Here is a 13,142-nt window from a genome sequence, read left to right on the forward strand (position 1 = left end):
CCAACCGTTCGTCCTGAACAGGCATCGAGCCTGTCGAAATGCCGTATCGAAGGGCGATGGCGCAACGGCCCTTCGACACGAGGCTTCGACAAGCCCGGCCTCTCCCCGAGGCGAACCGGACGGGTAGCTCCCCAAAAAAACGACGGCCAATCCCTCAGCCCGGCCGCGCAGTGGACCCGCGCACCACGAATTCGAACGGCAGCACATGCACCGTGCCGTCCGGCGCCGCGCCCTCGATGAGCAGCGCCGCCGCTCGCTCGGCCATCGCCGCGGTGGGATGGCGGATGGCGGTCAGCGCCGGCAGGCTGAAGCTGACCGGCGGCGTGTCGTCGAAACTGACCAGCGACAGCGCGTCGGGCACCGCCAGCCCGGCATCCCCCGCCCGGTGCAGCATCGCCAGCGCCTGCTCGTCGCTGCTCGCGATCACCGCCGTCGGCCGATCCTTGAGCGCGAGCAGCGCATCGGCCGCCGCCAGCCCGGATTCGAAGCTGAACTCGCCCTCCTGCACCAGCTCCGGGGCCACCGTCAGCCCGGCTTCGGTCATCGCCCGGCGAAAGCCGGCCAGCCGGACCCCGCTCACCGCATAGTCGGCGCTCCCCGCGAGGAAGCCGATCCGCCGGTGGCCAAGCCCGATCAGATGGCGCGTCGCCACCGCAGCGGCCTCGTTTTCGTCCATCTCGATACGGTGGCCGCGCGCATCGCCACCGCCCGCGCTCAGCCGCGCATAGGGCACGCGCCGCGCGTCCAGCCGATCGAGGATGGCGGCGTCCTGCGAATGGGGCGGCGTCAGGATCACCCCGTCCGGCCGCAACGAAGAGACGATCGCATCGACGCGCTGGTGCAGCCGCGCCTGATGCCCGTCGAGCAGCTCAAGCAGCAGATGATATCCGTCCGCCTCGCAGCGCGGCATCGCCCCGAGCAGCATCTGCGCCACCCAGTCGCTGCCGCGTCCGGCGCGCCATTTCTCCAGCGTCGGCTCACGGTCGTTGAAGGCGATGAGCAGATAGGATTTCGATCCGCCCATGCGCCGCGCCGCCATGTTCGGCACATAGCCGAGCTTGTCGATCGCCGCGCGCACCCGGTCGCGCAGCGCGTCGGTGACGTTCGGGCCATTGTTGATGACCCGCGACACGCTCTGCAGCGAGACCCCTGCCTCCTCGGCGACATGCCTGATCGTGACTGATTTCATGCGCCCTGCATCGCCTGCCCTGCCTGTCGGTCGCCATCCCCGCGCGGGCAGGCTTATCCGCCGCCGGCCCCGCACTGCAACGATAATCACAAAGGATATTTTCTGTTGTGAACGTTCACAACATATGCTCTAAGCGACTCGCACGCGGGCCGTCGAGCCCCGGCGCACGAGAGGAACAGTCATGAAAGGGTGAGGCTGGGCGCGGCTGCGCAAGCTATTGCCATTTATCAAGACGAACCGGGGAGGTCAGCTGCGTGATGAGCGCGGAAAGACTTCGCTCGTGCTGCGACATCATCGTCTTGCAGGGACGGATACGGGCCTCCGCATCCGTGATGGAAAAATATTGTCCGCCGCATCTGGCGGGAACAGGGAGAACATTATGAGGAACGGGGCGATTCTCGCTGCCGGCACGGCGCTCAGCCTGGCGATCGCGGCCCAGCCCGCCTTCGCGCAGGACACCGCCGCCGCAGCCTCGCCGGCCGCCGGGAACGGCGCGATCGCGGACATCGTCGTCACAGCGACGCGCCGCGAGACGAGCCTTCAGTCGACGCCGGTCGCCATCTCGGCGTTCAGCCAGGCGACGCTCGATCGGCAGCAGGTCAAGGACGTCACCGATCTGGCCCGTTTCGTCCCCTCGCTCCAGTTCAATCAGCAGGGCGATCAGTCGGCCGTGCTGCTGACGCTGCGCGGCATAGGCAATGACAGCGCCTATACCGAGGTCGCCGATCCGGAAGTCGCCATCTATGTCGACGGCGTCTACAGCCCGCGCGCCCAGGGCGCCTCGGTGCTGATGTACGACATGGAGCGCGTCGAGGTGCTGCGCGGCCCGCAGGGGACGTTGTTCGGCCGCAACGCCACGGTCGGCGCCCTCAACCTCACCACCGCCAAGCCGGTGCTCGGCGAATTCTCCGCCTATGTCGAGGGCGTCGCCGGCTCCTACAGCCGTCTCGGCCTGCGCGGCGCGATCAATATTCCCGTCACCGACACGCTGGCCGTGCGCGTCTCGGCGATCACCGATCGCCATGATGGCTATGCCGATTACCAGCAGGCGCCGAACGTTCCGGGCGTCAGCCCCTCGGCCTTCGTCACCTCCGGCCAGAAATATTACGCCGCCGATCAGCAGTCCGGCCGCGTCAGTGTGCTGTGGGAGCCGTCCGACCGGTTCAGCTGGAACCTCAATGTCGAGGGTTACAAGGATACCGGCACCCCCGTCACCGGCCTGATGCAGACGCCGCGCAGCGGCCAGAAGCGCTGGTCGATCCTGGCGGACACCGCGCCGGAGCAGGATCGCTGGTCGGTCAACATCCGCTCGACGATGGATTACAACATCTCGGACGCCATCCAGCTCAGCTATATCGGCGGCTATCAGAAGATCGGCGGCACCACCGCCGTCGATTCCGATGCCGGCGTGCTGCCGCCGACCGGGCCCAACACCCCGGGCGGCGCCTTCCAGGAAAACCGCACGGTCTGGTCGCGCTACGAATTCCAGAGCCACGAGGTGCAGCTCAAGTCGCGCGGCACCCAGACGATCGACTGGATCCTCGGCGCCTATTACAGCCATGAGAAGAACGCGATCCGCTTCGATATCGATCAGCGCAACGGCTATCGCAACGGCACCTTCAGCTGGGCCGGCAGCTTCATCCAGAGCGATCGCGAGATCGACAGCTATGCCGCCTTCGGTCAGGCCACCTGGCACGTCACCGACGGCATCCGGGTGACCGGCGGCCTGCGCTACACCGACGATCACAAGAAGGATGTCGGCGGCCGCAACGTCACCTTCGGTGGCTCGCCCTGCACGCCCGAGCAGAGCGCGCCCGGCGGCGCCTGCACCACCGGCATCTTCGGCCAGTATCCCGATGCGACGGCGGCCGAGCTGGTCTCGCTGCTGCCGGGCTTCGGCATCGCCAACAACGACGTGAAGGGCAAGTGGGACAAGATCACCTATCTCGCCCGCGTCGATGCCGACATCACCGCCGGCATGCTCGGCTATGCCAGCGTCAGCAGCGGCTTCAAGTCCGGCAACATCCAGGACAATGCCGGCCTCACCGATCCGGAATCGCTGACCAACTATGAAGTCGGCCTCAAGAGCCGGTTGTTCGACAACCGCGCGACCTTGAACCTCGCCGCCTATTATTCCGACTTCAAGGGCTATCAGGTCAATCAGGCGGTCACCAATCGCGACGCCAACGGCAACGTCATCTCCAGCCAGCTCGTCACCCAGAATGCCAAGGGCGCCAAGGCCTATGGCATCGAGGCGGAGCTGAACTGGAACGTCACCGATCATGATCGCATCCAGGGCTCGGCCACCGTGCAGAAGACCAAGCTGGATGAGCTGCAGAGCATCGACGCCCGCCTCTACAACAACTCCGACCAGGGCAAGGTGGCGGAGCTGAAGGGCAACGAGCTGGCCCACGCGCCGCGCTTCTCGGGCACGATCAGCTACGAGCATGACTTCGATCTGGCGAACGGCGACACGATCACGCCGCGCTTCACCACCCATTATGAGACGAAGAGCTGGCTCAGCTACTTCAACGGTGACGGAAATCCATTCGTGAATCCGAACCTCACCGGTACGGCGCGCGGCGTCTACGGCACCGACTTCGATCGCCAGAAGGCCTATTTCCGGTCCGATGCGTCGATCCGCTGGCAGAAGGACGGTGGCAAGTTCCTGGTCGAGGCGTTCGTGCAGAACATCGAGAACAAGAACATCCGTACCAACGCCGGATCATTCGGTGCGCCGGCGACGCCGATCTTCCTGTCGGTATTGCAGCCGCCCCGCACCTGGGGCGTCCGGGCGCGCGCCAACTTCTGATCCCCCTCCCGCCATGTCCCCCCGTCATGGCATTCTGCGGCCATCGCCTCGCTCCGAGAGCGATGGCCGCTCTTTTGTTGAAGTCGTGGTTCCGCGCCTGTTCGCTTCGGGCCTGTTGAGAAGCAGCCACGGCATCCCGACAGGCGCAACGCCGGCTTCCCGGCTAGCTCGAAACGAGCGGGACGCGTTCAGGATCAGGGAAACGGCAGCATGAACCGACGCATCGTCATCGTCGGCGGCGGCACGGCGGGCTGGCTCACCGCGGCCTGGCTGATCCGGACGCTCGGCCCGGCGGGCTGGGCAGTGACCGTCGTCGAATCCGCCGATATCGGCATCATCGGCGTCGGCGAGGGCACCTTCCCCACCATCCGCGACACGCTGGCAGCGATCGGCGCGGACGAGCGCCGCTTCCTCAAGGAGGCCGACGCCAGCTTCAAGCAGGGCGTCCGCTTCGTGGACTGGGCGGGCGGCCCCACCCCGGGCAGCCCCGCCGACGATTATTTCCACCCGTTCAACCTGCCCTATGGCGGCGACGAGCCGGGCCTGCTGCCCTACTGGATCAAGGCCGAGGGCGAGGCGCGCAGGCCCTCTTATGCCGATGCGGTGACGGCGCAGGGCCATGTCATCCGCGCCGGCCGCGCGCCCAAGCGGGCAGAGGATCCCGCCTTCGCCGGGCCGATGAACTATGCCTATCATTTCGACGCCGCCCGCTTTGCCGCGTACCTGCGCGACACCGCGATCGGCCACGGCGTCGAGCGCATCGAGGCGACGATCGGCGAAGTTCGCCGCGCGCCCGACGGCACCATCGCCGCCGTCGTCCCCACCGATGGCCGCGCGGCCGTCGCCGGTGATTTCTTCGTCGACTGTTCGGGCTTCCGCGCGCTGCTGATCGGCGACACGCTGGCCAGCCCCTTCGCCTCGTGCGGCGGAGTGTTGTTCAACGATCGCGCGCTCGCCATCCAGGTGCCGCACGCCGCTGCCGACACCCCGATCCGCCCCTATACGCTGGCCACCGCCCATGAGGCCGGCTGGACGTGGGACATCGGCCTCGGCGCCCGGCGCGGCATCGGCTATGTCTATTCCAGCCGCCACTCCGACGACGAAGCCGCTGAGCGCGTGCTGCGCGCCTATGTCGGGAAAGGCGCGGATGGCCTCTCCGTCCGCCAGCTGCGCTTCGCCACCGGCTATCGCGAGCGCCAGTGGGTCGGCAATTGCGCCGCCATCGGCCTTGCCGCCGGCTTCTTCGAGCCGCTCGAATCCACCGGCATCATGCTGATCGAGATCGCCGCGCGGATGCTCGGCGATTTCCTCGCCGCCCCCGCGCTCGATGCCGGCGCGATGGCTGCCGCGTCGCGCCAGTTCAACCAGCTGATGGCCGCCCGCTTCGCCGCCATCGTCGAGTTCCTCAAGCTGCATTATTGCATCAGCGGCCGGCGCGACACCGCCTATTGGCGCGACAACACCGATCCCGCCACCTGGCCCGAAGGCCTGCGCGACAAGCTCGCCCAGTGGCGCCACCGCCCGCCCTCGCGCTTCGACTTCGTCGTCGATCACGAGACTTTCTTGTCGGCGAGCTGGCGCTTCATCCTCTACGGCATGGGCTTCCGCACCGATCCCGCCGCGACATTGGCGGTGACTCCCGCCGACGCCGACGCCGGCGCCGCCTTCATCCGCGTGCGCCAGGCCGCCGATCAGGCGGTCGCCGCCCTCCCGAGCCATCGCGCGCTGCTCGACCAGCTGCGCCTCGCCGCCTGAAGGACATGATGAAAGCCCTGATCCTCGCCGCTCTTCTCGCCGGCACCGCCGCCGGCGCCGCCCAGCCCTGGGCCGACCGCAGCCTCTCTCCATCCGAGCGCGCCGGCCTGCTCGTCGCGGCAATGACGCAGGACGAGAAGCTCGCCTATGTCCACGGCTATTTCCCGCCGCTGGCCAAGGGCGTGCCGGCCTCGCTGAACATGATCCCGTCCGCCGGCCTCGTCCCGGGCGTGCCGCGCCTCGGCATCCCGGCGCTGCGCGAGAGCGACGCCAGCCTCGGCGTTGCCAATCAGGTCGAGCAGCGCAAGGGCGACACCGCCACCGCGCTCCCCGCCGGCCTCGCCACCGCCGCCAGCTTCAATCCCGAGATCGCGCGCGCCGGCGGCGCGATGGCGGGGGCGGAGGCGCGCGCCAAGACCTTCAACATCCTGCTCGCCGGCGGCGTCAACCTTACCCGCGATCCGTGGAACGGCCGCAACTTCGAATATCTCGGCGAGGATCCGCTGCTCGCCGGCGTCATGGCCGGGGAGGCGATCAAGGGGGTGGAGAGCAACCATATCGTCTCCACCGTCAAGCATTTCGCGCTCAACGCGCAGGAGACCGGCCGCCAGATCCTCGACGCGCGCATCGACCCGGTGGCGCTGCGCGAAAGCGACCTGCTCGCCTTCGAGATCGCCATCGAGCGCGGCCGTCCCGGCTCGGTGATGTGCGCCTACAACAAGGTCAATGGCGACTGGTCGTGCGAGAATGACGCGCTGTTGAACGGCGTGCTCAAGGGCGACTGGGCCTATCCGGGCTGGGTGATGTCCGATTGGGGCGGCGTCCATTCCACCGAGAAAGCGGCCAATGCCGGCCTCGACCAGCAATCCGGCCAGGAACTCGATTCCGCGATGTTCTTCGGCAAGCCGCTCGCCGAGGCAGTGAAGGCCGGCCGCGTCCCGCAGGCCCGGCTCGACGACATGGTCCGCCGCATCCTCACCGGCGTCATCTCCAGCGGTCTCTACGACGATCCGACGCCGGCCAAACCCCGGCCGATCGATCTCGCCGCCCACGCCGCGGTGGCGCAGCAGGCCGCCGAGCAGGGCATCGTCCTCCTCAAGAACGAGGGCGGCCTGTTGCCGCTGGCGAAGACGGCGAAGCGGATCGTCCTGATCGGCGCCCATGCCGATGTCGGCGTGCTCTCCGGCGGCGGCTCGTCGCAGGTCCGCTCGACCGGCGGCGCCCCCGTCGAGATTCCGCTGACGAGAGGCGAGGCGTCCTCCTTTGCGCGCATCACCTGGCACGCCTCCTCGCCGATGAAGGCGATCCGCGCGCTCGCCCCGCAGGCCGAGGTCACCTACATCGACGGCAGCGATCCGGCCGCCGCGGCCGCCGCCGCGCGCGACGCGGATCTCGCCATCGTCTTCGCCTGGCAATGGCAGACCGAGGCGCAGGATGCCGAGACGCTGGCGCTCCCCGACAACCAGGATGCGCTGATCGAGGCGGTCGCCGCCGCCAACAAGCGTTCGCTGGTCGTGCTGGAGACGGGCGGCCCGGTGCTGATGCCGTGGATCGCTCGCGTGCCGGCGGTGCTCCACGCCTGGTATCCCGGCCAGCGTGGCGGAGAGGCCATCGCCAACATCCTGTTCGGCGATGTCAATCCGTCCGGTCGCCTGCCGATCACCCTGCCGGTGTCGGCCGATCAGGCGCCGCGCCCGGCGCCTGTCGGGCTCGCCAACCTCCACGCCATGGAGAGAGCCCGCGAGGCCGGCGACAAGACCGCGAAGATCGCCCCGTTCGCGGTCGATTATCCCGAAGGCGCCAATGTCGGCTATCGCTGGTATGAGAAGACCGGCCGCACCCCGCTCTTCCCGTTCGGCTACGGCCTGTCCTACACACGCTTCACCTATGCCAACGCCACGGCGAGCGGCGGCGAGACGCCTTCGGTCAGCCTCGACGTCACCAATGCGGGCGCGCGCGCCGGCGCCGACGTGCCGCAAATCTACATGCAATCGACAGATGCGGGCGGCCTCGTCACGTGGCGGCTGGCCGGCTTCACCCGCCTGACTCTGGCACCCGGCGAGACGCGGCGCGTTACCGTGCCACTCGATCGGCGAACCTTCGCGCGCTTCGATCCGGCGACCAGGGCCTGGGTGGTCGCGGGCGGCCCCCGCGCCGTCGCCGTCGCTCGTTCGGCGACCGATCGCGCCCTTGTCATGACGCTGGACGTGGCGCCCGCGCGGCTGGCACGCTGATCGTCCGGTTGCGACAGAAGGAACGATCATGGCCATGAGCCCCACCTCCGGCGATCAGCACGCCGCGCGCACCAGTGGATCGGTCGCCGATCTGCGCTGGTTCGTGTTCGCGCTGTTCTTCATCTTCGGCGGCATCACCAGTCTCAACGACGTGCTGATCCCCAAGCTGAAGGCGCTGTTCACGCTCAGCTATCACGAGGCGATGTTCGTCCAGTCGGCGTTCTTCGCCGCCTATTTCATCGTCTCGCTGCCCGCCGCGATGATCGTCCAGCGCGTCGGCTATATGCGCACCGCCTCAATCGGCCTGCTGACGATGATGGCCGGCTGCCTGCTGTTCATCCCGGCCTCGGGCTCGGGCACCTTCGCGCTGTTCCTGGCGGCGCTGTTCGTGCTCGGCGCCGGCATCACCATCGTGCAGGTCGTCGCCAATCCGCTGATCTCGATGCTCGGTGACACCCACACCGCGCACAGCCGGCTGACCTTCGCCCAGGCGTTCAATTCGCTCGGCACGACGATCTTTCCACCGGTCGGCTCGGTGCTGATCCTCGGCTCGCTCGCCAGCGTCGACCCGGGCTCGCTCTCCGGCACCGCGCTCGCCGCCTATCGCGCCGCCGAGACCCGCACCATCGTCCACACCTATCTCGGCCTCGCCGCTGCGCTGCTGATCATCGCCGCTGTCGTCTGGCTGCGCCGCAACCGGCTGCGCGAGGTGCAGGCGAAGGACAATATCCTCCAGGCGTTCGGGCTGCTCCGCCGGCCGCGCTTCGCCTTCGGCACGCTCGGCATCTTTCTCTATGTCGGCGCCGAGGTCGCGATCGGCTCGCTGCTCGTCAACTATCTGATCCAGCCGGACGTGCTCGGCATCGGCGCGGAGGATGCCGGCAAGCATCTCATCTTCTACTGGGGTGGGGCGCTGGTCGGCCGCTTCATCGGCGCGGCGGTGCTGCGTATCGTCCATCCCGGCACCGTGCTGGCCTCGGTCGCGGTCGGCGCCATCGCGCTGATCCTGATCTCGGCCAACACCACCGGCCTCGCCTCGGGCTGGGCATTACTCGGCGTCGGGCTGATGAACGCGATCATGTTCCCGACCATCTTCAGCCTGGCCAGCGAGGGGCTCGGCCCTCGCGCGGCGGAGGGCTCGGGCATCATCTGCATGGCGATCGTCGGCGGCGCCATCGTGCCGCTGCTCGCCGGGCGGGTCGCGGATGCCTCGGGCCTGCGCTTCGCGCTGATCGTGCCGGCGCTCTGCTATGTCCTGATCGCGGTGTTCGCGCGCTATTGCCGAACCCATCCGGCGGTCGAGGCCTGAGCCCGGGATGGCCGGGTCGGTCCATCAGACGGAGCTGCTGCTCGCATCGGTGCTGCTGCAGCTCATCGTGATGATCGGCGCGGCGCGGATTGGCAATTCGCTGTTCCGCCGCATGGGCCAGCCGGGGGCGGTGGGTGAGATCGTCGCCGGCCTCACGCTCGGCCCGTCGCTGTTCGGCTATCTGTTTCCGCAGGCTTCGGTGGCGCTGTTCGGCGCCACGCCGCAGCCGGCGGTAACGGTGCTGAGCCAGATCGGCCTCGTCCTGCTGATGTTTCAGATCGGCTGCGGCTTCGAGTTCGGCCAGCTCGGCAGCGCTCGCCTGCGCCGCGCGACCTTGTTCGTCGCCATCCCCTCGATCGCGGTGCCGTTCGCGCTCGGCTTCGGCATCGGCATCGTGTCCGCCGCCAGCCTCGCGCCGGGCATGGACCGGCTGATCTACAGCCTGTTCTGCGGGATCGCGCTGGCGATCACGGCGGTGCCGGTGCTCGGCCGCATCCTCGTCGAATATCGCCTTGCCGGTGACGAGCTGGGCGTCGTCGCCATCTCCGCCGCCGCGATCAACGACGTCGTCGGCTGGGTGCTGCTCGCCCTGATCTCCGCCTATGCGACGGCGACGCTCACCGGCGCCCATGCCGCTCTGTCGCTCGGCGCGCTGGCGCTGTTCATGCTGCTGCTGCGCTGGCCACTGATGCCGCTCGCCGATCGGCTGGTGGCGCGCATGCCGGTGCGCGACGGCACAATCCCGCCCAACCTGCTGGCGGTGCTGCTCTGCCTCGCCTTCGTGCTGGCGATCTGCACCTTCCGCCTCGGCATCTTCGCCATTTTCGGCGGCTTCGCGGCGGGCCTGCTGTTCCACCGCCACCGCGCGCTGGCCGAGGCATGGCAGCGGCAGGTGGGCGGCTTCGTGCTGGTCTTCTTCCTGCCGATCTTCTTCACGTTCACCGGCCTGCGCACCAATCTGCTCGGCCTTACCGTCGCCGACATCGGCTGGCTGTTCGTCGTTGTCGTCGCCGCGATCGGCGGCAAGATCCTGCCCGTCTATCTTGCCGCGCGCGCCTCCGGCTATGCGCCGCGCCCGGCGCTGACGCTCGGCGCCCTGATGAACACCCGCGCGCTGATGGAGCTGATCGTGCTCAATATCGGCCGCGAGCTCGGCTTCCTGCCGCCGACGATGTTCACCATGCTGGTGGTGATGGCCGTGGTCACGACGCTGATGACCGGCCCCCTGCTCCGCCTCCTCCTTCCCCGCGCGCATCTGGCCGATCGCACCCGCGTCGACGCCTGACCTGCGCGCCTCAAGCAACGGACCTTGCGATGAACACCGTTTTCGCCCTGCCGCTCGCGGCGCTCGCCCTCATGCTGGCGGGGGCCGGCCCCGCACCGCTGTCGCCCGTCGCCCATCCGGAAAAATGGCCGGAGGTCAAGGCCGAGCCGCAACGCGACCCGGCGATCGAGGCGCGCATCGACCGGATCCTCGCCGCCATGACCATCGAGGACAAGGTCGGCCAGCTCATCCAGGTCGATATCGGCAGCATCACCCCCGCCGACATCCTCACCTACAAGCTCGGCTCGGTGCTGACCGGCGGCAATTCGGGGCCCTATGGCGACGATTATGCGCCGCCCGCGAAATGGCTCCAGCTCGCCGACGAATATTATGACGCTTCGGTCAAGCGCTCGGACGGGCGTCCGGTGGTGCCGATCATCTGGGGCACGGATTCCGTCCACGGCAACAACAACATCGTCGGCGCCACGCTTTTCCCGCATAATATCGGGCTTGGCGCCGCCCGCGATCCCGACCTCATCCGCCGCATCGGCGAGGTGACGGCGCTGGAAACCGCCGCGGCCGGGCTCGACTGGACCTTCGCCCCCACCCTCGCCGTCGTCCAGGACGACCGCTGGGGCCGCACCTATGAAAGCTATTCCGAAGAGCCCGCCATCCCGAAATCCTATGCCGCGGCGATGATCGAGGGCGTGCAGGGCAAGGTCGGCACGCCCGATTTCCTGTCGCCCCGCCATGTCATCGCCACCACCAAGCATTTCCTTGGCGATGGCGGCACCGGCGGCGTCGACCAGGGCGATGCGCGCGTGTCCGAGGAGGTGCTGCGCGACGTCCATCTCGGCGGCTACCCGGAGGCGATCGCCGCCGGCACCCAATCGGTGATGGCCAGCTTCTCCAGCTGGAACGGGGCGAAGATGAGCGGCAACCAGAGCCTGCTCACCGGCGTGCTGAAGGAGCGCATGCATTTCGACGGCTTCGTCGTCGGCGACTGGAACAGCCACGGCCAGGTCGAGGGCTGCTCCAACGAGGATTGCCCCGCGGCGATCAATGCCGGGCTCGACATGTTCATGTATTCCGGCCCTGGCTGGAAGCAGCTCTACGACAACAGCCTGCGCGAGGCGAAGGCCGGCATTATCCCCGCCTCCCGGCTCGACGACGCCGTGCGCCGCATCCTGCGCGTCAAGCTGCGCGCCGGCACGTTCGAGCGCGGCCGTCCCTCGTCGCGCGCCGTTGCCGGCCATTTCGAGCTGATCGGCTCGGCCGAGCATCGCGCGCTCGCCCGCCGCGCCGTCCGCGAATCCATGGTCCTGCTCAAGAACGAGAATGGCCTGCTGCCGCTGAAGCCGGGCGGCAACATCCTCGTCGCCGGTGCCGCCGCCGACAGCATCGCCCAGGCGGCGGGCGGCTGGTCGATCACCTGGCAGGGGGCCGGCGTCGCCAATTCCGCCTTCCCCAATGGCGAGACGATCTGGTCTGGCATCCGGCAGGCGGTGACGGCCGCCGGCGGCACCGCCACCTACGCACCCGATGGCAGCTACGCGACCAAGCCCGATGCGGCGATCGTCGTGTTCGGGGAACAGCCCTATGCCGAATTTCGCGGCGACCGCCCCAATCTCGAATATAGCCCCGAGGACAAGGCCGACCTCGCGCTGCTGCGCAAGCTCAAGGCGGCCGGCGTGCCGGTGGTCGCGGTGTTTCTCTCCGGTCGCCCGCTCTGGGTGAATGCGGAGCTCAATGCCTCGGACGCCTTCGTCGCCGCCTTCCTGCCGGGCAGCGAGGGCGGGGGCGTCGCCGACATGCTGTTCCGCAAGGCCGATGGCGGCATCGCCTATGATTTCCGGGGCAGGCTGAGCTTCTCCTGGCCAAAGCGCCCCGATCAATATGTCCTCAATCGCCGCGATCCCGGATACGACCCGCTGTTCCCGATCGGCTACGGCCTCGGCTACGCCGCGCCGGCCCATGTCCCCCAGCTCGACGAGGCGCGGCCCAAGGGCATGGCGGCCGGCGCCGTCAGCCTGATCTGGCATCGCGGCCGCCTGCCGGACGGCTGGACGGCTTCGGCCGACGATGTCGCCCTCCCCGCCGTCACCGGCCGCAGCGCCAACCTCGCCGTCACCGGCGTCGACCGCGCCGGGCAGGAGGATTCGCGCCGCCTCGCCTGGACGGGGCCGGCCCGCTTCCTCATTCGCCCGTCCGCGCCGATCGACCTCGGCCGCGAGACCAATGGGGAGATCAGCCTCGTCGTCGATTACCGCCTCGATCGCGCGCCGACGGGCCCGGTCACCCTGTCGATGGCCGGCGGCGGCAAGACGATCGCGCTGCCCGTCACCCGCACGCTGGGCACCGCTGTCGGCAGCTGGCAGACGCTCGCCGTGCCGCTGCAATGCTTCCGTCGCCGAGGCCTCGACGTCAGCCGCATCACCGGCCCGATCGCGCTCGCCGCGCAAGGCGCACTCACCCTGTCCATCTCCGCCATCCGCCTCGATTACGCATCGGTGCCGATGGTCCGCTGCGGCGACGAGACGGACAGATAGGCGTGGCGCCGGCTTGACGTCCGCGGCCCC

The 13,142-nt window shown here is 68.7% G+C and carries 7 protein-coding genes; 6 read left to right on the forward strand and 1 reads right to left on the reverse strand.

Annotated features, from left to right (window positions below; translation table 11 throughout):
* Window positions 1–154: 154 nt before the first annotated feature.
* The gene (locus KOF26_RS07650) at window positions 155–1,189 is read right to left on the reverse strand and encodes a LacI family DNA-binding transcriptional regulator (protein ID WP_216322685.1); all 1,035 of its coding nucleotides are present in this window, start codon (window positions 1,187–1,189) and stop codon (window positions 155–157) included.
* 379 nt (window positions 1,190–1,568) lie between these two features.
* On the opposite strand from KOF26_RS07650, the gene KOF26_RS07655 reads away from it, so the two are divergent.
* The 6 genes from KOF26_RS07655 (at window position 1,569) to KOF26_RS07680 (ending at window position 13,112) form a co-directional block, all read left to right on the forward strand.
* Entirely contained in the window at window positions 1,569–4,001 is a 2,433-nt protein-coding gene (locus KOF26_RS07655; protein WP_216322688.1) for a TonB-dependent receptor, read from the forward strand.
* 210 nt (window positions 4,002–4,211) lie between these two features.
* Window positions 4,212–5,756: a tryptophan halogenase family protein gene (locus KOF26_RS07660; RefSeq protein WP_216322691.1), complete on the forward strand. Its 1,545-nt coding sequence runs from the start codon at window positions 4,212–4,214 to the stop codon at window positions 5,754–5,756.
* A gap of 5 nt (window positions 5,757–5,761) precedes the next feature.
* Window positions 5,762–7,990 carry a beta-glucosidase family protein gene (locus tag KOF26_RS07665; protein WP_216322694.1) on the forward strand — a complete coding sequence of 743 codons (2,229 nt, stop codon included), beginning with the start codon at window positions 5,762–5,764 and terminating at the stop codon, window positions 7,988–7,990.
* A 28-nt stretch (window positions 7,991–8,018) separates the two neighbouring features.
* Window positions 8,019–9,299, forward strand: a complete 1,281-nt coding sequence (locus tag KOF26_RS07670; RefSeq protein WP_216322696.1) for a sugar MFS transporter — start codon at window positions 8,019–8,021, stop codon at window positions 9,297–9,299.
* A gap of 7 nt (window positions 9,300–9,306) precedes the next feature.
* Window positions 9,307–10,584, forward strand: coding sequence for a cation:proton antiporter (locus KOF26_RS07675; RefSeq protein ID WP_216322699.1), 1,278 nt, complete (start codon window positions 9,307–9,309; stop codon window positions 10,582–10,584).
* Between the two features lie 29 nt (window positions 10,585–10,613).
* The gene (locus tag KOF26_RS07680; protein ID WP_216322702.1) at window positions 10,614–13,112 is read left to right on the forward strand and encodes a glycoside hydrolase family 3 protein; all 2,499 of its coding nucleotides are present in this window, start codon (window positions 10,614–10,616) and stop codon (window positions 13,110–13,112) included.
* Window positions 13,113–13,142 lie beyond the last annotated feature (30 nt).

Origin of the sequence: Sphingomonas quercus (genome assembly GCF_018863195.1) — a bacterium.
GTDB lineage: Bacteria > Pseudomonadota > Alphaproteobacteria > Sphingomonadales > Sphingomonadaceae > Solisphingomonas > Solisphingomonas quercus.